Source organism: Faecalicatena orotica (genome assembly GCF_003149245.1).
Taxonomy (GTDB): domain Bacteria; phylum Bacillota; class Clostridia; order Lachnospirales; family Lachnospiraceae; genus Faecalicatena_A; species Faecalicatena_A orotica.
The window spans coordinates 73,581-96,820 of the sequence record NZ_QGDL01000001.1 but is presented as its reverse complement, the minus strand read 5'-3'; the positions used below and the strand labels follow the sequence as shown (position 1 = coordinate 96,820).

General features: G+C 47.5%; 19 protein-coding genes and 1 other RNA gene. 2 read left to right on the top strand and 18 right to left on the bottom strand.

The features are described 5' to 3' along the window. Positions 1-31: 31 nt before the first annotated feature. On the top strand, positions 32-475 hold the full coding sequence (locus tag A8806_RS00450; protein ID WP_109729201.1) for an aspartate carbamoyltransferase regulatory subunit: 444 nt from the start codon (positions 32-34) through the stop codon (positions 473-475). Between the two features lie 67 nt (positions 476-542). On the opposite strand, the gene A8806_RS00445 is transcribed toward A8806_RS00450, so the two are convergent. From A8806_RS00445 to A8806_RS00380, 14 genes are all read right to left on the bottom strand, one after another. Continuing rightward, on the bottom strand, positions 543-1,439 hold the full coding sequence (locus A8806_RS00445) for a tyrosine-type recombinase/integrase (RefSeq protein ID WP_109729200.1): 897 nt from the start codon (positions 1,437-1,439) through the stop codon (positions 543-545). 168 nt (positions 1,440-1,607) lie between these two features. Then, positions 1,608-3,692 (bottom strand): EAL domain-containing protein, encoded by a 2,085-nt coding sequence (locus A8806_RS00440; protein WP_109729199.1) that lies wholly within the window; start codon positions 3,690-3,692, stop codon positions 1,608-1,610. A gap of 43 nt (positions 3,693-3,735) precedes the next feature. Beyond that, positions 3,736-4,767, bottom strand: coding sequence for a 3-deoxy-7-phosphoheptulonate synthase (locus tag A8806_RS00435; RefSeq protein ID WP_109729813.1), 1,032 nt, complete (start codon positions 4,765-4,767; stop codon positions 3,736-3,738). 113 nt (positions 4,768-4,880) lie between these two features. Next, positions 4,881-5,257: RNase P RNA component class A (gene rnpB, locus A8806_RS00430), an RNA gene on the bottom strand. 30 nt (positions 5,258-5,287) lie between these two features. After that, positions 5,288-5,767 carry a ribonuclease HI gene (rnhA, locus tag A8806_RS00425; RefSeq protein WP_109729198.1) on the bottom strand — a complete coding sequence of 160 codons (480 nt, stop codon included), beginning with the start codon at positions 5,765-5,767 and terminating at the stop codon, positions 5,288-5,290. Between the two features lie 22 nt (positions 5,768-5,789). Further along, positions 5,790-6,524: an MBL fold metallo-hydrolase gene (locus A8806_RS00420; RefSeq protein ID WP_109729197.1), complete on the bottom strand. Its 735-nt coding sequence runs from the start codon at positions 6,522-6,524 to the stop codon at positions 5,790-5,792. Beyond that, a complete protein-coding gene (locus tag A8806_RS00415) occupies positions 6,521-6,985 on the bottom strand; it encodes a MogA/MoaB family molybdenum cofactor biosynthesis protein (protein ID WP_109729196.1) in 465 nt (154 codons plus the stop codon). The genes A8806_RS00420 and A8806_RS00415 overlap by 4 nt, the downstream gene beginning before the upstream one ends. A gap of 103 nt (positions 6,986-7,088) precedes the next feature. Further along, entirely contained in the window at positions 7,089-8,366 is a 1,278-nt protein-coding gene (locus tag A8806_RS00410) for an amidohydrolase (RefSeq protein WP_109729195.1), read from the bottom strand. 46 nt (positions 8,367-8,412) lie between these two features. Then, a complete protein-coding gene (locus tag A8806_RS00405) occupies positions 8,413-9,234 on the bottom strand; it encodes a purine-nucleoside phosphorylase (protein WP_109729194.1) in 822 nt (273 codons plus the stop codon). 373 nt (positions 9,235-9,607) lie between these two features. Further along, complete coding sequence (gene spoIVA / locus A8806_RS00400) at positions 9,608-11,080, bottom strand: stage IV sporulation protein A (protein ID WP_109729193.1); 1,473 nt, start codon at positions 11,078-11,080, stop codon at positions 9,608-9,610. A 94-nt stretch (positions 11,081-11,174) separates the two neighbouring features. Next, the gene (locus A8806_RS00395; protein WP_109729192.1) at positions 11,175-12,194 is read right to left on the bottom strand and encodes an NAD(P)H-dependent glycerol-3-phosphate dehydrogenase; all 1,020 of its coding nucleotides are present in this window, start codon (positions 12,192-12,194) and stop codon (positions 11,175-11,177) included. A gap of 47 nt (positions 12,195-12,241) precedes the next feature. Further along, on the bottom strand, positions 12,242-12,877 hold the full coding sequence (plsY, locus tag A8806_RS00390) for a glycerol-3-phosphate 1-O-acyltransferase PlsY (RefSeq protein ID WP_109729191.1): 636 nt from the start codon (positions 12,875-12,877) through the stop codon (positions 12,242-12,244). 2 nt (positions 12,878-12,879) lie between these two features. Further along, positions 12,880-14,208: a ribosome biogenesis GTPase Der gene (gene der, locus A8806_RS00385; RefSeq protein ID WP_109729190.1), complete on the bottom strand. Its 1,329-nt coding sequence runs from the start codon at positions 14,206-14,208 to the stop codon at positions 12,880-12,882. 18 nt (positions 14,209-14,226) lie between these two features. After that, positions 14,227-15,546, bottom strand: coding sequence for a DUF512 domain-containing protein (locus A8806_RS00380; protein WP_109729189.1), 1,320 nt, complete (start codon positions 15,544-15,546; stop codon positions 14,227-14,229). A 185-nt stretch (positions 15,547-15,731) separates the two neighbouring features. Here A8806_RS00380 and A8806_RS00375 point away from each other — a divergent pair, with 185 nt between their 5' ends. Further along, positions 15,732-16,913, top strand: a complete 1,182-nt coding sequence (locus A8806_RS00375; RefSeq protein ID WP_109729188.1) for a ribose-phosphate pyrophosphokinase — start codon at positions 15,732-15,734, stop codon at positions 16,911-16,913. A 46-nt stretch (positions 16,914-16,959) separates the two neighbouring features. Here A8806_RS00375 and A8806_RS00370 read toward each other — a convergent pair whose 3' ends face one another. Genes A8806_RS00370 through smc form a run of 4 tightly spaced genes read right to left on the bottom strand, consistent with a single transcriptional unit; the run spans position 16,960 to position 23,231 of the window. Further along, positions 16,960-17,463 carry a DUF1653 domain-containing protein gene (locus tag A8806_RS00370; protein WP_109729187.1) on the bottom strand — a complete coding sequence of 168 codons (504 nt, stop codon included), beginning with the start codon at positions 17,461-17,463 and terminating at the stop codon, positions 16,960-16,962. Positions 17,464-17,476: 13 nt separating this feature from the next. Next, a complete protein-coding gene (ilvA, locus tag A8806_RS00365) occupies positions 17,477-18,691 on the bottom strand; it encodes a threonine ammonia-lyase (protein WP_109729186.1) in 1,215 nt (404 codons plus the stop codon). A 22-nt stretch (positions 18,692-18,713) separates the two neighbouring features. Continuing rightward, on the bottom strand, positions 18,714-19,655 hold the full coding sequence (ftsY, locus tag A8806_RS00360) for a signal recognition particle-docking protein FtsY (protein ID WP_109729185.1): 942 nt from the start codon (positions 19,653-19,655) through the stop codon (positions 18,714-18,716). 15 nt (positions 19,656-19,670) lie between these two features. Beyond that, positions 19,671-23,231: a chromosome segregation protein SMC gene (smc, locus tag A8806_RS00355; RefSeq protein ID WP_109729184.1), complete on the bottom strand. Its 3,561-nt coding sequence runs from the start codon at positions 23,229-23,231 to the stop codon at positions 19,671-19,673. Between the last annotated feature and the right edge of the window lie 9 nt (positions 23,232-23,240).

Below are 23,240 nucleotides of genomic sequence, written 5' to 3'. Positions count from 1 at the left end.
TACACCCAGATTAGAAGAAAGAAGGAACATTATGTTGAAAAACACTTTGAACGTTGGCCGTATCTCCGAAGGTTTTGTACTCGACCACATCGAAGCCGGCAAAAGCATGGAAATTTATAAATACTTACATCTTGATAAATTAGACTGCTGCGTGGCAATCATAAAGAATGCAAAAAGCAGCAAAATGGGCAAGAAAGACATCATGAAAATAGAATGCCCGATCGATTTCATGGATTTAGACATTCTCGGTTTCATCGACCATAAAATAACAGTCAACATCGTCCAAAACGAAGAGATTGTAGAGAAAAAGCGCCTGACACTTCCAAAAGAAATTCGAAATGTCCTGCGCTGCAGAAATCCCCGCTGCATCACTTCCATTGAGCAGGGGCTGGAACATGTCTTTGTATTGACAGACGAAGAAAATCAGATATACCGTTGTAAATACTGTGAGGAAAAATATAACGATAATAAGTAGTACCAACATTGTGCATAGGGGTCTGACCCCTATGCACCTTCATTTTCAGAATATTTTACCAATTCATCTACACTGGCGGTTCTATCCGTATCTTTACCAGTTCATTTGCCCTGACTCTCAGATTATCCTTATACTGCCTGTTCTGATATTTTCGAATCTGTGTCCCTGTAATCCCCATCTGTCTGGCAACCTGTCGCGCTGTTGCACCATATGCGGACATTGTAACGCCACAGGTCGTCCGTATCTTCTCGGCACTGTAAGATGGTATTCCTGCCAGTCCCGTATATTTTTTCAGCATCCTGCTGATGAACATTTTATTTAATGGATCTCCTTTTCTATTGTAAAAAAGGAATTCGAAATCCTCTCTTTCTTCCAGAAACTGATTCAGTATTTGTACAACGTCCGCCGGAATGAAACAAAGTTCTTCCCTGCTTCTTATATGTGCGAATACACCATTGTCATAAGAGGCAAAATCGCCGGGTCTTAATTCCGAGATTTCTCTGGACGATAACCCGACTCTGTGGATGATGGTAATGATTGTATAAGCCATTTTGTCCTCCTGCGCCGCCCGGTATAAAGCATCCATATCTTCTACCGGGATAATGTGTACCAGCTTTTCCTGATGCCCTGCTTCCCTCAGCCAAGGGAAAAAACAGTCCTCGAACCCCGGCTGTACCCCGTACATCCCACTCCATTTTTCTGCAAAGGATGCAAAAGAATGTAATTCCCAGAACTTTTTTCCTAGCGTACTTCCGCTTATTTCACCGCATTCTTCTCTGTTCTTCAGCCATTTGTAATATCTTTCCGCCTCCTTTGCACCACTGGCGAAAAAGGACTTTTTGCTGATTCGTTCAAATTCCGCTATCTCAGTCAGATAAGCTGCGGCTGTTCTCTCATTTCTGAAATGCTTTACAAATTCATCCCAAATCTCAAGTTTAACGACTTCGGTATCGTGTTTTTTCATATAGTCCTCCTCCCTCTTGTTCGTAAATCCGCGAAGCGGAACTATCTTTCTGTTACCAGTATAACTCCTACTGTAACATTTGTAAATAAAAAAAAGTGTACAGGCTGCTTTAGATTTGCATTTCCCACAATCCTGACCTGCCTGCACACTCTGACCTTACAAATGCTGCTATTTTTTTGGCTGACTGCCTTTCACAATTTCTTTCAGCCGCTCCAGCGGAACCGCCGGACTGTATAAATATCCCTGATATAGATTACATCCCAGAGACTCTAACTTTTCACGGATCTCTTCTGTCTCTACGTATTCTGCCATCACAACAAATCCAAGATTGGTTCCAAGAGATACAATTGATGCAATGATCTCCTGATTCCGCTCATTTTCCAGAAGCCCCTGTACCAGTCTTCCATCCAGTTTTACAGCGTAAAAACTGGATGTCTGTAGATACATAAGGCTGGTCCTGCCCATGCTGAAATCATCGACTGCTGCCAGAATCCCTGCCGACTTCAGCCTGCTGATATGGTGCGGAATCTCTTCCATCCGGTCAACCGCTGACTCTTCTGTCACCTCGAGGCAATAATGCCCCGATACTCCATATGTTTCCGCCATACGGATAACACGATTGATAAACTGTTCTGAATCCATCTGGTCAGCCGATATGTTTGCCGATATCGTCAATGCACTGCCCTCTCTTAAAAGTTCACTACATGCTTTCATGGATGTTTTTACCACAACCTGTGTCAGCCGGTCAAAGAAACCATCCTCCTTCGCCAGAGCCACTACCAGAGGAGGGTAAACCGGGTAGTCCATATATCTCCATCTAAGCAGACTCTCTGCACCTGTCAGACCATGCTCTTTATGATATTGCGGCTGATACCCCATCGTCAGCCGCTCCTGTTCGACATCGATCCGAAGCTGCTCTGCCATATTCCGAGCCAGCAGTCCTTTGCTGTCATGCTGTTCCATAAGATGGACGTCCCGCCCCTCCTGCTGCACCAGTTTAAAATAAGCAGTCAGCTCATTTAAAAGCATCTTTGCCTGTTGTTCTTTTACTTTCTGTGCAAGGCATACAAAGGGGGCATAAACCCCTGTCCCTGCTGCCAGAATCACCAGCTGCACGGCCACGCCCCTCCATGAACCGGAGGATAAATACCCACTAAATAAAACAGGTGTCGTCCATGTCACAGTCCTTCCCAGTATCGGCAGAAATCCCATTGTGGCAAAACCATACGCGATGAGGAGGGAAATTACCGGGGTCAGAATAAAGGGAATGATCAGAACCGGATTCAGCACAACGGGAAGTCCGTACACAAGGATCTCATTAATGTTAAACAAAACCGCACCGGATGCGGAGTAAGCCAGCTGCCGGTTATCCTTTCCTTTGGAAAAGATGAGCAGCGCCGCCAGGAGGCAGATTGCCGCCCCGCAGCCCCCTATCAATGCATAACTGTCCAAAAAGGATTTGGATATAATCACTCCCGCTGCATTGTCATTCGGGACCAGATACGTCTGTGCCACCTGCTCCAGCGCATTGCCCCCGTGTATACCGAATACCCACAGAATATCCAGTACAACAACATACAGGATTCCGGCGCCTAACCCATCATTGATATTGTGGAACAAAAATACTATGCCATCTGTCACAAGATCGTTTAAGTTATCTACTTTAAAGACTGTCTGGATAGTCAGATTCATTCCGATAAAAATAAGCGCACACAGAAGAAGGGGATAAATTGCAGAAAGTGAATTTCTATAATCCACGTCCGCCCCTCTGGACCGGAATCTGTGTGCTGCTGAGATCTTTCCATAAAAAAAGTAGAACAGCTTAGTCGCAGCCACGGAAGAAAACATCGCTGTAAATACCCCGACAGGACCTAAGTCACTTAGTTCCATAGAACCACCAGCCGCTCCAAAAGAAGCCGCAAAGCAAACCACAGATACTACCATAGCCATCACCTGAAGAAACCCATCACGTTCCTTCATTTCAGAGGAATAATAATAACTGATGCTGACCACAAGATATATAGACATGAAACCAACCGTTGAATCAAAGAGAAAGTGCAGGGATGTCGATAAGACTCCCCCCGCCCATTCTGCAATAAATTTCTGAAACACAGGAATTGGGAAATTAAGGAATAAAAGCGCAAAAGAACCCACGAGAAGAACAGGGATTAAAAGTGTAAATCCCTTCTTCACTGCTGAAAACACATGGTTATTCTCTATTTTATAGATTGCACGAAGTATTCTGCTGTACATAGTTCGCCTGTATCTTTCCCACTCTTGTCAATTCGTTCCTGTGTTAAATATTCTCTGCAATTTTATAGATAAGCCGGCGCGTATCCTCCCATCCGAGACACGGGTCTGTAATAGACTTTCCATATACCCGTTCACTGTCGATGCTCTGGCATCCTTCTTCCAGATAGCTCTCTATCATTACGCCCTTGATAAGCTTCTTCAGATCCGGATTATAGTTCCTGCTGTGGAGTACCTCGCTCACAATCCTGATCTGCTCTTTGTACTGCTTGTTAGAATTTGAATGATTGGCATCAATCACTGCCGCCGGATTCTTCAGGCCTTTCTGTCCATACATTTCCAGAAGGCGCATCAAATCCTCATAATGATAGTTCGGTATACAGGTACCATATTTATCCACACCGCCACGCAGGATGACATGTGCCAGATCATTTCCGTCCGTTGTCACATCCATCTCCCTGTAGATAAACGTATGGGAACTCTGCGCTGCAACGACGGAGTTCAGCATCACGGAAAAATCACCGCTGGTCGGATTCTTCATGCCGATCGGGATATCCATGCCGCTAGCCGTCAGGCGGTGCTGCTGGTTCTCAACAGAACGGGCCCCGATCGCCTCATAAGAAAGAATGTCATCCAGATAACTCCTGTTCTCAGGATACAGCATCTCATCCGCTGCCGTCAGGCCGCTTTGCTGGATCGCACGGATGTGCATCTTCCTGATGGCTATAATTCCTGCCAGAAGGTCCGGCGCCTGATCAGGCTCCGGCTGATGCAGCATCCCTTTATATCCCTCTCCGGTTGTACGGGGCTTATTCGTATAGATACGCGGAATAATCATCAGTTTATCAGAGACTTCCTCATTGACTCTGGCCAGTCTGTCCACATACTCGCATACGGCATCCTCGTTGTCTGCCGAACAGGGACCTACCAGTACGATAAATTTATCAGACTCCCCGGTAAAAATATCCCGGATTTCCCGGTCTCTTCTCTTCTTAAGTTTCTTTACTGTATCTGACAGCGGGTATTCCGCCTTTAAATCTGCCGGCATGGGCAGCTGTGCATTGATTCTCATTCCCATTTTTTCATCAGCCTTTCCGTATCTGCTATTATTATAAAGTTTTCCTTTATCGTACAAAAAATGATGCTGCAAAGTCAACTGCGGCACCATACATATTCTTCTCTCAATTCACCTGGTTAAGCAAGACGATAAGCCGGGTTATGTCATTGGACAATCATCTATCTAGGCCTGATGTCGCCATCAGGCTCAAGCGACCTACCTAAAGCGTGACGGGCCGCCACACCGCTTTTATTCGGTCTTGCTTCGGATGGGGTTTACATGTGCCCTCTCTGTTACCAGCGAGGCGGTAGTCTCTTACACTGCCTTTCCACCCTTACCGGAAATTATATCTGGCACTGGGTCAGATATGTCCTCCCGGCGGTTTATTTCTGTTGCACTGGCCTTGGAGTCACCTCCACCGGACGTTATCCGGCATCCTGCCCTGTGAAGCCCGGACTTTCCTCGTCTGCGGCCTTTCGGCGCATGCAGCCGCGATTGTCTGTCTTACTTAACTCAGATGTACATTATACTATGTATTCACTCATCTGGCAAGCCCTTCATCAACAATCAGTCCGCTGCCGTCAGCCGCCGTTGTCGCAAGTTCATCACACCGCTCATTCTGGAGATGCCCGTCATGTCCCTTTACCCAGTGGAACACAACATTGTGCTTCTCCTTTGCCGCAAGCAGGCGCTTCCAGAGGTCCACATTCTTCACCGGTTCATTCTTGCCGCGCTTCCATCCTTTTTTCAGCCATCCATCCACCCAGTGCTGGTTAAATGCATCCACTACATACTTCGAATCGGAATACACCTCGACATCACAGGACCGGTTCAGTGCCTCCAGGCCGGCAATCACAGCCATCAGTTCCATCCGGTTATTCGTCGTCTTCACATACCCCTGTGACAATTCCTTCGTGTGAAGTGTCCCCTTCTGGTCCACATATTCGAGCACAGAACCGTATCCTCCCGGCCCGTCCGGATTTCCTCTCGCCGCGCCGTCTGTATATAACTTTACCTGCATCACTTTCCAACTCTCCAATCTGCTAATCCATCATTTCTTTCACGCTGTCGGCAAAAGATTTTTCTTCCCTCTTCTCCAGTTCAAACGTCTGTCCTTCTTTTGTAATCCTGTATATCTTATCTACATACTCTTCTGCACTTTTTTCGAGTACAATCCGGTCAAATATACCATAATTATCCCAGAAATGCATGGGGAATACTGCCTGTGTATCCGTCCGTTTCATGAAACAGTCCAGTCCCCAGAAATACTGTTCCCCCAGTCTGGGGTCAACAGGGACAAATGCCACATCGATTTTCACGCCGTGCAGTTTATTAATCTCATACTGGTAATTCCTGCGCATCATCGTATTGTAGGCTTTCCCCTCTTCTTCCCAGTGCCACCAGTTCAGGTCGCCTGCATGGTAAACAGTACAGTCCCCGCACTCGGCCAGAAACGCAACTCCCTCGTCCGTGGAGCGCAGTGTGCGCACCTTCAGACTGCCGATTATGTGTTCTTCATTCGGACCGGCCAGGACGGTATCCTCCCTCTTCGGTGCATCCACATCATTCGATAAAATATAATAAATCTCCGGAATATATTCCCTGAGTTTAAAAATATCCTTTCTGAAATGGTCGTAATGGGCATGGCTGACAAAGACAAAGAACGGTTTTCCCGCCTTTATCTCCGGCAGTTCTCCTTTGTAATAATCAAATAATAAATATGCCTGTTCGAGCTCCACGAGGAACCCGCTGTGGCTTAAATATGTGACTCTTATCATAAACTTAATATCTCCACAACCTGTACTAATTCCGGCAGGATATATTCCAGACTTTCCTTCGCAGCCTTCGCGCTGTCCGGCAGATTCACGATCAGCGTATTCTTCCTGATTCCCGCGGCCGAGCGGTTCAGGATCGCCTTCTTTGTATAGCGGATATTATAGGCACGGATCGCCTCCGGAATGCCCGGAAGAAGCCGGTCGGATATCTCCTCCACAACATCCGGTGCACAGTCCCGCCTGCGGATTCCCGTAGCTCCTGTTGTCAGGATCAGATCTACGCTCTGTGTGTCCGCCAGTCTCTTCATAACCGCCGCCAGTACTTTTTTATCTTCGGGCAGGACTCCTGCCGCCTTTACTTCAAAACCAACCTGTCCGAGTATCCTCTTCAGTGCACTTGCTGCCGCACTCTCTTTTTTTGCCTTATATAAGCCTGAATCTATTGTAAAAATTGCTGCCTTCATCTATTGTACCCCTTTCTAATTATAAACTCACTGTATCTTGTCATTTCATCCCATATCCGGAATCCGCTTTCCCCTCAGAATGTGTTCCCGGACAATCCTGTATTTACCCTAAAATGCGCCGGGCTGACTCATTCGCCCTTGCAAATATTTCCTCCTTTGATGACCCCAGATTGTATTCCCCGTCCTGATAAAGGACCTTTCCTGCAACCATCGTCATCTTTACATTCTGCTTGCTTCCACTGTAAACAAGATTCTTCTCAATATTCTGCAGAGGCTGCATATTAGGCTGCTGCAGATCGATTAATATCATATCTGCCTTCCTGCCCTCTGCCAGAATATCACATTCCGGCAGCCCCATTGCATGTGCCCCGTTCACAACCGCCATTTTCAGGACCTCCATTGCAGGCACTGCCTCCGGGTCATCACATATGGCTTTCTGGAGACCTGTCGTCAAAAACATCTCCCGGAACATATCCAGACAATTGTTGCTTGCAGGTCCGTCCGTTCCGATAGCCACCGGAATTCCCATATCCAGATAACGTTTTACCGGTGCAATGCCGCTGGCAAGCTTCAGATTCGAAGCCGGATTCGTCACAACATAAAGGTTTCTCTGCTTTAGAATGTCAAAATCCGCATCATCCATATGCACACCGTGGAATATACCGCCTCCCTGACGGAAAAGACCAAGCGAATCCATATAACCTACCGGAGTCATACCTGTCCGTCTCCTGCAGTCTTCCACCTCTTTTTTTGTCTCTGAACAATGCACATAAACCGGAATCCCGTATTTTTCTGAGAGCCCCGCAAGTTCCTCCATAAGAGGCCTTCCGGTTGTATATTCTGCGTGGAAGCCGAGCTGGTAAGAGATCAGCCTGTCCGGGTCCTGATTATATCTTTTATAGTCGTCTTCCACTTCGCGGACCGTCCCTCCAAAGTCATTGATACTCTCACAGATTACCATGCGGTATCCTGTATCTTCCACAGTCCTGAGTGTTGCCGGCTTACTCAGGTACATATCGAACACGGATGTGATTCCGCTTGTCAGATATTCCATGATCGCAAGCTTATTCAGCCAGTAGATGTCCTCTTCACAAAGCTTTGCCTCCGCCGGGAACACCCTGTTATTCAGCCACTCATCCAGTTTCATATCATCGGCATGGGAACGAAGGAACGTCATCGCCGAGTGCGTATGTGCATTCTTAAAACCCGGCATAAGCAGATTCCCCTGACCGTCAATCTCCCTGTCCCATTTCTCCTTAGCATCCAATACAGACGGGCCCACATAAGCAATCGTATCACCCTTTACCCAGACCTCGCCCCGGAAAATACTCTTACCTGCCTCCATTGTTAAAATTCTTACATTATATATTCTAGTATTCATGCAACTATCCTTTCCCAAAACCATGCAGATAGTAACCGCAGGCCTTCTACATCTTTTCAATAATGCACGTTACAAGACGTTCAAATTCCTCTGACCGCCTGTCCGCAACTGCCTGCACATCCAGATGGCTTAACTCTTCCCCCGTGATACCGCACGCCATATTCGATATACAGGATATCCCGCACACCCTCACCCCGGCATGGCGGGCAGCGATTGCTTCACAAGCCGTACTCATGCCTACTGCGTCCGCCCCGATTGCCGCAAACATACGGATCTCCGCGGGACTCTCAAAATTCGGCCCGGTCGTCTGGACATAAACACCCTCCTGGATCTGGATCTGTTCTTCCTGTGCCACATTCCGTATCAGCCCCATCAGTTCCACATCATAAATATGCGTCATATCCGGGAAACGGGTTCCAAGTTCAGACACATTCTCACCAATCAGTGGAGAGGGGACAAAACTGGATATCTGATCTGTGATCATCATAAAATCACCCTCGTGGAATTTCCGGTTGATCCCGCCCGAGGCATTCGTCAGGAACAGCTTCTCAATCCCCATCATCTTCATAAGCCTCACCGGAAGCACAACGTCTTCGATAGAATACCCTTCATAATAATGGACACGTCCCTTCATGACAGCAACCGGCACCATACCAATATATCCCAGCAGAAAACGCCCGTCATGCCCTTCAACCGTAGACACAGGGAACCCCGGAATATCACCATACGGAATTTCACATACCACCTTCATATTTCTAGCATAATTTCCAAGTCCCGAACCAAGAATCAACCCCACACGAGGGGAAAAATCCGTCACAGACTGATAATATTCATAACATTTCACCAGCTTCTCATACTGCCTGCTCATCGTACCCTCCTATTTTATTTCCTTAAATTATAGATATACATCTGGGAATTATTATAACACAAATAAGAAGCTCATGAAACACCGAACTTTCCTATCAAACTATCCACCTGCACTCTCCTCCTTGCCGGATGGCGCACGGATGCACCAGCCGATGACAGGACATGTCCCAAAGCCGGCGGCACAGCGCCTGCTGGTGAAAAGTCCGTAAAGTAAGCAGTAGAAGATGTTGACGAAAAAGGTGGGCATATCCCTCTCTTTTCCCACCTTTTTCGTCTACAGCTTCTAAGCGAAACGCCCCGGACTTTAAGCCAGCAGGCGCTGTGCCGCCGGCTTTGGGACACGTCCTGCCATCGGCGTCCTGTATCCAGCATCCTTAAATAATGATGCAGACCAGCCCCCCGTTGCTGTCGTTTACGATTTTCTGCATGGTATCCTGCAGTTTTACCTGGCTCTCATCGTTAATCATTGTAATCTTATTGCGCATTCCGTCCATGACCAGTTCTTCAATGGATTTACCGAATATATTCGTTCCCCATACCCCTTCGGGCGTCTCACTCTCGGCCTTGATGTATTCTACCAGATCCTGTGCCTGTTTCTCATTGCCGACGATCGGTGCGATCTCGGTCTCTATATTGGCCCGTATCATATGGATCGAAGGCGCCTCCGAGTGGATCTTGACTCCGTACTTATTTCCCTGCTTGATGATCTGCGGTTCATCCAACATGATTTCCTCCTTCTTCGGACTTACGACACCGTATCCTTTCATTTTCACATCTGCGAAAGCATCCTTGATCTGGGTATACTCCTCTTTCATGGCCGCAAGTTCCTTCATAGCCGTGATTAGTTCGTATTCTCCTTTGATGTCCGTCCCGGTCAATTCACTTAAGATTTCATAGTAGTACTGTTCTGCGAACGCGATCCGTATCTTTACTTTCCCGGTGTCCATCTCGATTTTGTCTACATTCACTTTTTCTATATAGGGGCTGTCTGTCTGCGGAGCCTCTCCTGACGCACTCCGGATATCTTTGAGTGAAGCCATGATATCCTTTACGTTCTGGAGCAGGTCTGCCTTAATCCTGTGTTCTCTGGATAGCATTTCCACCCACTTTGGAATATAGAATTCCACCTCTGATATCGGGAATTCAAATAACACCTGTCTCATAATGTTATGGATATCTTCTGTCCTAAGCTGTTCACAGTTGACCGGGAGGACAGATACTTTATATTTTTCCTCCAGTTCCTCCTTGAGTGATTTTGCTTCATCTGTGTATGGTTTTTTTGTGTTTAGAAGGACAATGAACGGTTTACCGATGGACTGGAGCTCCTTGATTGTCTTTTCTTCCGCTGCTATGTAATTTTCTCTCGGAAGGTCACCAATGCTTCCGTCTGTCGTCACGACGATTCCAATCGTCGCATGGTCATGGATGACCTTCTGTGTCCCGATCGCGGCGGCCTTTGTAAATGGTATCTCATACTCAAACCAGGGCGTTTTTACCTGACGCTCTGCATCGTTTTCTATATGTCCGGATGCACCATCAACCATGTATCCCACACAATCTATCAGGCGTATCTTTACTTCTGCATCATCGGACAGCTTGATCGTGGCTGCCTCCTTCGGCACAAACTTCGGTTCTGTTGTCATGATCGTTGTACCGGATGCGGACTGGGGAAGTTCATCCTTTGTTCTTTCTCTTGCATGTTCGTCTGCCATATTCGGAAGCACCAGCAGGTCCATAAATCTCTTAATAAAGGTTGACTTGCCTGTCCGAACAGGACCAACGACTCCGATATACATTTCTCCGTTTGTTCTTGCTTTCATGTCTTTGTATAACTGAAATGAATCCATAGAAATACCCCCTTGTTCTGCTGATACCAATGTATGCACAGAAAAGGGGGTTTATGAATCAATCCTGAAAAATATTTGACGGATGTCTCATTGCTTATACTTCATCCGGCCAGGGAAGGGACGAATGTTCACTCTTGAGTTCCCTGAGCATCAGCTGGTCTACCGCCTCTGCCGGGTTCTTGCCCGCGAAGAGGACTGCATTAACCTGATCGACGATCGGCATGGATACGTCGTATTTTCTTGCCAGCTTTGCCGCTGCCTTTGCCGAATAAACACCTTCTACGACCATCTTGACTTCTTCCATCGCTTCTTCCATTGTCCTGCCCTGTCCGATCAGATAACCGGCTTTCCGGTTACGGCTGTGGACGCTGGCACATGTAACAATCAGATCTCCGATTCCTGTCAAACCGGTGAAGGTTTCAATCTTGCCGCCCATCTTAACACCAAGCCTTGCTATCTCCGCAATCCCCCTGGTGATCAGGGCCGCCTTCGTATTATCACCGTATCCGAGGCCATCCGCGATTCCTGCTGCCAGGGCAATGACATTCTTCAAAGAACCGCCAAGCTCAATCCCTAAGATGTCCGGGCTCGTGTATACGCGGAATACACGGCTGATGAACATGGACTGCAGGTATTCTGCCGTCTTTCTCGTTTTCGCACCGATCACGCACGTCGTCGGAAGCTTTCTTCCCACTTCCTCGGCATGGCTCGGCCCGGAAAGAACTGCAACATCGGCCTGTGGGATCTCTTCTTCGATCTGCTGGGAGAGTGTCATCAGGGTAGTCTCTTCGATTCCCTTCGCCACATCCACAATAATCTGCCCCTCTTTTATATAAGGACTCATGCTCTTTGCCGTAGCCCTCGTAAATGGAGACGGCACCGCAAGTACAAGAAAATCCCTGCCTGTTACTGCTTCCTCCAGATCATTTGTGATCATCAGGTCCTCCGGCAGTCTGACTCCCGGCAGTTTTGTCTCATGCTCTCTTTTCAGCGTGAGCATCTCTACTTCAGCCTTATCAATAGACCATACAGTCACCTGATGTCCATTCTCATACAGCAGGACGGAAAGTGCTGTTCCCCAGCTGCCGGCTCCTAACACACCTACATTTGCCATAATTTCTTCTCCTTTACACATGAATCTGTTTTATTACTCCACTTTTACTACTTCTTTTTTCCTGATCCGAACCGGTTCTCTTCTCCTGCAAGCAGGCGCTTAATATTCTCCTTGTGGCGGTACCATGCCAGAATCGTGAGAAGCAGGACTAATATGTACATTTCATAAAGATACGGAGCTGCCATTTTAAAAATCCCATACTGTCCAAAGGTCGCTACCTCTATAAAAAACAGCGTAGATGCAAGGAGTGACCCGAGGGATACATATCTCGAAAATATAACCGCGATTAAAAATGCAGCCAGCGGAATCGGGACCATAGCCGGATTCGTTGATACGACCAGGCCGGCAAGAACGGCAATTCCTTTTCCTCCCTTGAACTTCAGATAAAACGGGAAATTATGTCCCAGCGTTGCGCCCATACCGGCATACATGGCAAGGAGCGGCAGATATTCACTGCCGCGGTACAGATAACGTACAAGAAAAATTGCCAGAACGCACTTCAATACATCCCCTGCAAATGTCATGAGGCCGGCTTTCCATCCCATGACACGCACTGCATTTGTCGAACCGGCATTGCCGCTTCCTTCTTTCCGGATATCGATATGATTCAGTTTCCCTACGAGGTAACCTGTCTGCAGAAGACCGAAGACATAACCGATTACAAGGCAGACTAAACGTTCCATAACTATTGCTCCTTTTCCTTTCTTTCCCTGATAAAGAACTTCAGTGATGTTCCTCTGAAACCGAACGCCTCTCTGATCTTATTTTCCAGATATCTTGTGTATGAGAAATGCATCAGCTCTTTGTCATTCACAAAGATGACGAAGGTCGGCGGCTTCACGGAAACCTGCGTAATATAATACAGCTTCAGCCTCTTTCCCTTGTCAGACGGCGGCTGCTGCATCGCAACTGCCTCGGTCATGATCTCGTTTAAGACTCCCGTTGCAACGCGCAGCGTCTGGTTTTCAATGACCATATCAATTACATCGTAAAGCTTCGTCAGCCTCTGCCCTGTCTTTGCAGACACGAACATTACCTCGGCATAAGAAAGATAAGACAGGACCTGTCTGATCTTTGACTCGTACTCTCTCGTTGTTTTGTCATTTTTCTCTATGGCATCCCATTTATTTACGACAATGATGATCCCTTTTCCTCGTTCATGTGCGATTCCTGCGATCTTCGCATCCTGTTCTGTCACGCCCTCCTCGGCATCAATCACCATAAGCACGACATCGGCACGTTCAACCGCCGTTACCGTACGGATGATACTGTAACGCTCCAGTTCCTCTTTGATCTTATTCTTTCTGCGCAGGCCAGCCGTATCAATGAAAATATATTCCTTTCCATTGTGTACAATGTCTGTATCAATGGCATCCCTCGTAGTTCCTGCGATGTCAGAGACAATCACCCTGTTTTCGCCCAAGAGCTTATTAATAATAGAAGACTTTCCGACATTCGGTTTCCCGACGATTGCAATCCTCGGTCTGTCGTCTTCCTCCTCTTCTCCTGACCCCTCTGGGAAATATGCTGCCACTGCATCCAGCATGTCCCCGAGCCCGAGCCGTGATGATGCGGAAACCGGAACCGGGTCCCCGATTCCCAGATTATAAAACTCGTATACATCCGGCATAAACTTATTGAAGCTGTCTACCTTATTTACGACAAGTACAACCGGCTTTCCTGACCTCCTCAGCATATCTGCCACTTTAGAGTCAGAATCTACCAGCCCCTGTCTTACATCTGTAATAAAAATAATAACATCCGCCGTGTCAATGGCAATCTGCGCCTGTTCCCTCATCTGTGCAAGGATAATGTCTTTACTGTCCGGTTCGATACCACCTGTGTCTATCAGGGTGAACTCTCTGTCCAGCCAGCTGACATCCGCATAAATACGGTCCCTTGTCACTCCCGGTGTATCTTTGACAATTGATATCATCTCTCCTGCCAGAGCATTGAATAGTGTAGATTTTCCAACATTCGGCCTTCCTACAATCGCTACTACTGGTTTACTCATATTATATAACTACCTTTCTTAATCTGTATGCGGGCCCAATACAGCATTTATGAAATCCTGCCCGCTTGATTTTACAATATCTACCGGAACTTGTAAAGCATTCTCCACATCCTGGACCGTAAAATCATCCAAAAACACTTCTTCCCCGATGCGGAGCATGTTGCAGGGAAGCAAAAGTGCCGCCCCCAGTTCCTTCCCTTTCAGCTGTTCCGTCAGGTCCTGTCCGGTGATCAGTCCGGAAACTGTGATGCGCTCCCCGAAGAAATGATTCTCGATCGGATAGAGACGGACGAGGACATTTGGGAACTTCTCTCTTAGTCTTCCCAGCATCCGCTTTAAATATGGGTATGCAAGCCTGCCGGTTGCAAGTGATATCTCTCTTTTTCGCAAATCTCCTTCAAGCGCCTTTAATCCTTCTTCAAATTCATCGAATAAGAGACGCAGCATTCCCACGCCGTTCTCCAGCTGCAAATAGCCGTCATAGCGTTCCTCCTCAGGGAGTTCCTCTTCGGCCAGAATATACCATTCGTCTCCCGCATGGATAAAATGGATTCCATATTCCTCATAGACTTTATCCTGCCACGCATGGATCGTTTTTAAAACTTCCCTCGCGTCCTCTTTTGTGAAAGGCTCCAAAGGATACAGGCCGTCCCTGTACTTTGTCAGTCCTACCGGAACGACAGATACGCTCCGTAAAAACGGCAGGTAGCCTGTCAGGTCACGGATGCTTCTCTCCAGCTCATCCTTGTCATTCACGCCCTTACAGAGCACGATCTGCCCATTCATCTGGATTCCGCCCTGATACAGGATGTCCACCTTTTTCAGTGCATCTCCTGCAAACCTGTTATGGAGCATCCTGCACCTGAGTTCCGGGTTCGTCGTCTGGAATGATATATTAATCGGCTCCAGATGGTATCTTACGATCCTTTCTACGTCTTCCTCACTCATATTGGTCAGTGTAATATAGTTTCCCTGCAGGAAAGAAAGCCTTGAATCATCATCCTTAAAGTACAAGGTATCACGCATTCCTTCCGGCATCTGGTCTATAAAGCAGAACATGCACTTGTTCCTGCAGGAACGGTACTCATCCATCAGACTCTGCTCAAACTGAAGTCCCAGACTTTCATCCTCATCCTTTTCAATCTCCAGCTCCCACTGTTCTCCATCGGGTTTCTCTATTAACAATAGAACTTCTTCCGCTTCCATATAGTAATAATAATCAAATACGTCCGAAATTTCATTGCCGTTGATGCCCAGAAGCTTGTCCCCGGGCCCGATCCCCATTTCTTCACCGATGCTCCCCGGTTCTACCTGGCTTACAACGTGTACATGTTTCATATATTTCTTAACTCCTTATTTTCCTGCTGTATCATATTTACTGTTATGCGCACAGTAACCTTATTATATCATAAAACCCTCCCCTGCGAAAGCCATGCTTGAATTTCATTCAAAAAAATGATATAACCTATATGTAAGAGACTGGGATTTTCCGGTCTTAATTTCGTCGAACATAGGAGAAAATCATGTCAAACATCGAACTGTTAGAAAAGACACTTCCTGTCGCGCCGCTTAAGATCGCTGCTATGGAAAGCTGTAAAGAACTGGGGAGAAAGGTAAATGACTATATTGTATCTTTCCGCGAAAATACAATTTGTGAAGTAAAGCCTTCCCCCCTCTATGTCAATTATGAATCCCATAATTACCTCGTAGACTGCTGCTGTCCGCGCTTTGGCTCCGGTGAAGCCAAAGGGATTCTCAAAGAAACTATCCGCGGGACTGATTTATTCATTATGACAGATGTATGCAACTATAACCTGACCTATACCCTCAACGGCCATGTTAACCACATGTCCCCGGACGACCATTACCAGGACCTGAAAAGAATTATTTCCGCCGCCACAGGCAAAGCACGCCGCATCAACGTTATTATGCCATTTATGTATGAAAGCCGTCAGCATAAGCGCACGAAAAGAGAGTCTTTGGATTGTGCAATCGCACTGAAAGAGCTGATTGACATGGGGGCATCCAATATCATTACCTTTGATGCACACGACCCAAGGGTGCAAAATGCAATCCCGCTGAATGGATTCGACAGCTTTAACCCGCCTTACCAGTTTATGAAGGCTTTATTCCGCTCCGTACCAGACTTAAAGGTAGACAAGGAGCACCTGATGATTATCAGCCCCGATGAAGGTGCAATGCATCGTGCAGTCTACTTTTCTAATATTCTCGGTGTCGACATGGGGATGTTCTACAAGCGACGCGACTATTCTACTGTCGTAGGCGGAAAGAACCCGATTGTTGCCCATGAATTCCTCGGAGATGATGTCGAGGGCAAGGATGTTATCATTGTAGATGATATGATTTCATCCGGTGAGAGTATGCTGGATGTTGCTAAGCAGCTCAAGGACAGAAAGGCCGGACGTGTTTTTGTGTGTACAACATTCGGACTGTTTACCGAAGGGTTTGGCAAATTTGATGAGTATTATGAAAAAGGCTATCTGGACCGGGTTATCGCAACAAATCTTACGTATCTGCCTCCGGTTGTGAAGGAAAAGCCTTATTTCGTAACAGCGGATATGAGTAAGTTCCTTGCACTGATCATCGATTCGCTGAACCACGATACAACAATCGGAGCTGTTCTTAACCCGACTGATAAGATTCACGCTCTGCTTGAAAAAAAGAGAAATTCCGAAAGAGTTTAAAAAAGACCGGATCACTTCCTCATTTAGTGATCCGGTTCTTTGATTTTTATCTTAATCTGCCTGTCTCATATTTGATCTTCATCCGTAGATAACTCATGAGTTCTTCGTATCTGAGTTCTGTCGTCTTTTCCGTCAGAACACTGCCGAGACTCTCTGCTGCCGTTGTCAGGAAGGACTCTTTTACCTCAGTACGGTGCTGATAGAGGAACCTCAGTTTTTCTTCATTTGACCTGCAGTCTAAAAACTGCATAATCAATGACGGCTCTGCTTTCTTGCCCTCGCCTTCTGTTTCAGAAGCTGCTTTCTGTCCCTCATCTCTTCCGGCCAGTTCGAACCGGTATCTCTGACCGGCATCGGGATATTTTTCTCTGTCAACAGGGCTTAAAAACATGGCAAGCGGGCGGGCGTAAATTCCCCGGCTGCCGTACATTGCCTCGTATATGACCAGTTCTTCCCCCGTTTCCGTGTGTATAGCTACATTCAGCACCTTGTACTGCCTGCCTTTAAAGTGTGTATAGATTTCCCCTGACTGCGGCTTTTTACGTTCCATATCCAGCTCCTGATTAATATAACTTCGCACTGATTAGTTTCGGACGGAATCCTTTTGCTTCCAGTGCATCCAGTATTTTATGTTTGTGTTCTGTCCCGAAGGCTTCCATTGTAATCCTCAATTCCACAGCCGCGTTTCTGTTCGTGCTTACAAACTGATTATGCTCCAGTTTGATTACGTTACCCTGCTGGTCTGCAATCGTGGAAGCGACGCTCACCAGCTCACCCGGCTTATCCGGAAGCAGGACAGATACGGAGAATATCCTGTCTCTCTGGATCAGGCCGTGCTGCACGATTGAAGACATCGTAATCACATCCATGTTGCCGCCGCTTAAGATACAGACTACTTTCTTTCCTTTGCAGTCCAGCTGCTTAAGTGCCGCAACGGATAAAAGGCCTGAGTTTTCCACGATCATTTTATGATTCTCCACCATATCGAGGAAAGCGCCAATCAGCTCGTCATCGTCAACCAGAAGGATATCGTCAACGTTTTCCTGTACGTAAGGCAGGTTCTGGACACCGACCGCCTTCACGGCAGTACCGTCTGCAATCGTATTGGCACTCTCAAGCTCCACGACTTCCCCGGCCTTTAAAGCCGCCGTCATGCTGGCAGCCTCAGACGGCTCCACGCCGATCACTTTGATCTTCGGGTTCAGCATTTTGGCGAGTGTAGCCACACCTGTAATAAGTCCGCCCCCTCCGACCGGGACAAGGATGTAATCTACTGTGGGAAGTTCCTGCACAATCTCCATTGCGATCGTTCCCTGCCCTGTTGCGACATCGAGATCGTCAAACGGGTGTACAAACGTATACCCTTCCTTCTCCGCCAGTTCATATGCATAAGCACATGCATCATCATAAACGTCCCCGTAAAGAATAACTTCGGCGCCATAGCTCTTAGTACGGTTCACCTTAATCAGCGGAGTAACCGTGGGCATGACGATGGTTGCCTTACAGCCGTATTTCTTTGCCGCGTATGCCACCCCCTGGGCATGGTTGCCGGCTGATGCCGTGATCAGCCCCTTTTGCCGGTCCTCCTCGGACAGTGTGCTGATCTTGTAGTACGCGCCGCGCAGCTTATATGCACCTGTGTGCTGCATGTTTTCTGGCTTCAGATACACTTTCCCGCCGCTCAGTTCACTCAGATAATCACTAAAAACCAGCTTGGTCGGGTTGGTTACCTGTTTTACGAGTTCACTTGCTTCTTCAAACTTCTCTAACGTTAACATTTTACCCCTTCTTTCTTTTTGGCTATTCCTCTTCAGTTTGCCCACTGTAGAATAATGCATTTACAAATTCATCTGCATCAAACTTCTGTAAATCCTCAATCGTCTCACCGACTCCGATATATTTTACCGGGATACCGAGCTCGGCCTGTATGGCAACGGCGATTCCGCCTTTTGCCGTACCGTCCATCTTTGTCAGGATGACTCCCGTTATATCTGCTACTTCATTGAATTCCTTTGCCTGTGCGAGGGCATTCTGTCCGGTCGTGGCATCGAGTACAACAAGTGTCTCCTTATATGCCTCGGGATATTCTCTCTCGATCACACGGCTGATCTTTCTCAGCTCATCCATCAGATTCTTCTTATTGTGGAGCCTTCCTGCTGTGTCACACAGGAGTATGTCTGCTTTCCTCGCCTTCGCGGCGGCTACCGCATCATATACAACGGATGCCGGGTCTGCGCCCTCCTGCCCGCCGATCATCTCCACCTCTGCGCGGTTTGCCCATTCTTTCAGCTGCTCACCTGCTGCCGCCCGAAATGTATCCGCCGCTGCCAGAATCACCTTTTTATGCTGGTCATGGAATTTCCCTGCCAGCTTGCCAATCGTCGTCGTTTTACCGACCCCGTTGACGCCGATTACAAACACAACGGATGTCTTTTCTTCGAATTCATAGGCTGTCTCGCCTACATCCATCTGTTCCTTGATACTGTCAATCAAAAGCTGCCTGCATTCCACAGGTTCTTTGATATGTTGTTCCCGGACTTTCCCTTTCAGGTCTTCTATGATCTCCATCGTCGTATTCACGCCTAAGTCCCCCATGATAAGGGTCTCTTCCAGTTCCTCATAGAAGTCGTCATCTATTTTCGAAAAGCCGTGGAAAATACTGTCCATGCCGGATACAATATTGTCTCTCGTCTTTGTCAGGCCGGACACAAGCCGTTTAAAAAAGCCTTGTTTTTCTTCCATCTTACTCCTCCATTCTTATTTATCCAGTTCATTCTCCAACAGGTCTACGGATACAAGGGTGGAAACCCCTTTCTCCTGCATGGTAATACCATAGAGTCTGTCTGCCGCGGTCATGGTGCCCCTTCTGTGCGTGATTACGATAAACTGTGTATTCTTTGTCAGCTTATGCAGATACTGGGCAAAGCGGGTTACATTGCTGTCATCCAGCGCCGCCTCAATCTCATCCAGAAGGCAGAATGGGGAAGGCTTCAGGTTCTGGATGGCAAACAGCAGTGAAATAGCCGTCAGTGCCTTCTCCCCGCCGGACAGCTGCATCATATTCTGTAGTTTTTTCCCCGGCGGCTGTGCAATGATCCGGATCCCCGCCTCCAGGATATCTTCATCCTCCATCAGCTCCAGTGTACCCTTTCCGCCTCCGAAGAGCTGCTTGAATACGCTGTCAAATTCTTTTGAGATCAGTGCAAACTGTTCTTCGAACTGCTTACGCATCGCCGCATCCAGCTCCTCGATGATCTTGATCAGTGTGGCCTCTGCCTCGATCAGATCGTCATGCTGTCCTTTCAGGAATTCAAAACGTTCTGAGACATTCTTGTAATCCTCGATAGCATTGACATTGACATCGCCCAGCTTTTTGATATCTCCTTTTAAGTTCTGGATCTGGCGTTTCATATAGGCGAGGTCCGTCAGGTTTTCGTTCCGCAGCTCCAGTGCATGATTATAGGTGATCTCATATTCCTCCCACATGTAGTTAATCTGCTTTTCCGATGCCTCCTCATAAGACTCTTTCCGGCTGTTGAGGCGGAAACACTCCTTGTCCAGTTCTGACATATGTCTGGAGAGTTCCTCTCTTTTTCCCAGAAATGCTTTATGCTTCTGGTTCAGTTCGTCTCTCTTCGCCACCTGGCTCTTAATCTCCGTATCAATCTCTGCAAACAGTTCCTTTGACTGCTCTATCGTATCCTTAAGGTCCTGTATTTTATTTTCTTTTTCCTGAATCTCTTCTGACGCATTCCCTTTGTTGATATCCAGTTCTTTCAGCTCTGCTTCAAACTTCTCGATTTCCTCTTTGATACGGCTCGTGTTCTCATGGATAAACACATTCTGCTGCTCCAGGCTGGCAAGCGCCAGATGTACTTCCTCTGAACGCTTTAACTGTATAGACTCCTGCACCTTATCTGTTTCCAGATTTTTCTGCAGTTTTTCAATCTTTTCATTCAGTTCTTTTTCCAGTGCTTCCGAAGCTTCCAGTTCCATCTGGATGGAATCCTCATTGTCCAGAATCTCCTGAAGGCGCTGCTCCAGTGTCTCCTGTTCCCTCAGGTAGCTGTCATAGCGGTCCTTCGCCTCTTTCTGTCTTGTAATCACCTGCTCCAGATTCATCTTAGCGGTGTTCTCGACTACGGATGCCTTCCTCAGCTTCTGCTGGATCTCGTCAATGACGCTGTAGCACGCGGCACGCTTTGCCTTCACCTCGTTGACTGCCTTCTCGCAGTCGTCCATATCCTTCTTCAGCATTCTGACCGTCTGCTCGAACTCTTCGATCTCGCGCCGCCTGCTCAAAAGGTTGCTGGAATTCTTGAAAGCTCCTCCTGTCATGGAACCGCCCGGATTAATCAGTTCCCCTTCCAGTGTCACAAGGCGCAGGGACTGCCTGTACTTTCTGGCGAGCTGCACCCCATGATCGATGTTTTCCACGACGATTGTTCTTCCTAAAAGCTGGTCGGCCAGCCCCTGGAACTGCGCCTCCACATGTACCAGTGTATTGGCAAGCCCCACTACCCCTGGTTCTTTTAACACCTCCGGCTGGCGCAGTCCCCCGCCGCTGTGCATGCTTGTGAGCGGCAGAAAAGTGGCACGCCCGAACTTATTCTGTTTCAGGTAGGAGATCATACGTTTCGCAGTCTCCTCATTATCTGTCACGATGTTCTGGATATTTCCGCCTAACGCGGTCTCAATGGCAATCTCATATTCCTTATCGACCTTGATGATATCCGCAACAACACCAATCAGGCCCTTTTCCCGGTCCTTATTGCCCATCACTTTACGGATACTGTTGCCGTAACCATCGTACCGCTCCGTGATATTCTTTAGAGACTCCAGTCTCGATGATTCCCTGTGATATGCAGTCTGTCCGATGCGCAGCTGTTCCTGCTTCTCTGACAGGACTTTCTGGAGTGTCTCAATCTCCTGCTCGTTTTCATTGACCTGTGCCGTATATCCGTTGATTTCCTCTGATATCTGCCTCAGCTCATTCTCATATGAGGCAAGCACTGCATTCTGCTTTTCCGCTTCAGAAGACACTTCTATGATCTTTCTCCCCAGCTCGGCCTTCCTCGTTGTAATCTGTTCCTGAGTGGTATCGTAATGCTGGATCTTTGCCTTTGTAGATGCCCTGCTGTTCAAGAGCTCCATGATCTCGGCCTTGCTCTGTTCCGCCTCCGCCGTCCGGGACGCAATACGCGTCTGGATATCGATCAGGGCTTCTTTGGCCTCTGTGTCACTTCTGGTCACCTCCGCAAGCTTTGCCTTCACGGCGGCCTGTTCTTTTAGAAGCTCTTCCTGCTGTGCCTGTCTTGTATCGATCTCCACACGAATGGTATTCAGGCGGTTATCGTAATGCTCGTCATTCATGCGGACCGTGTTAATCTGTTCCTTCAGGACATTGATCTGGCCTTCCAGCTGCTGCTTTAAAAGGGTGGTCTCATTGAGCTGGCCCTTCGCCTTTTCGATCGAAAAATCAATCTCGTCCACTTCTTCCTCGATGGCCTCATATTCCGTCTTCATATTTTCATACTTGACGCTTGTCTCCTCCAGCTCATCGCCGGCAATCTTAAGCTTATCGTCCAGTTCTCTGATCTGGTCCCTGATACGTTCCGTTTCCAGCAGGAACATATTAATGTCATAAGTCTTCAGTTCTTCTTTTTTCTTCAGATACTCTCTTGCCACCTCTGACTGCCTCTTTAAAGGCCCGATCTGTTTTTCCAGCTCTGAGAGGATGTCGTTGACACGGGTCAGATTCAGTCGTTCATCCTCCAGTTTCTTTAAAGAAAGATTCTTACGCCGTTTAAACTTCACGATTCCGGCCGCCTCATCAAATAATTCACGGCGTTCTTCCGGCTTTCCACTCAGGATTTTATCAATCTGTCCCTGACCGATGATAGAATACCCTTCTTTCCCGATCCCGGTGTCGTAAAACATCTCATTGATATCTTTCAGCCTGCATCCTGCACCGTTAATAAGATATTCACTCTCCCCGGAGCGGTACAGCTTTCTGGTGACTGTCACTTCCCCGTACTCCACGGGCAGCTGGTGATCCGAATTGTCCAGTGTAATGGCAACGGATGCATAGCTGAGCGGTTTTCTGTTCTCTGTTCCGGAGAAAATGACATCCTGCATCGTGCCGCCGCGAAGCTGCTTCACACGCTGTTCTCCGAGAACCCACCGCACTGCATCGGCAACATTGCTCTTCCCGCTGCCGTTCGGGCCCACGATACCGGTGATCCCGTTGTGGAATTCGAATTTAATTTTATTGGCAAAAGACTTAAAGCCCTGTACCTCTATGCTCTTTAAATACATATAACACCT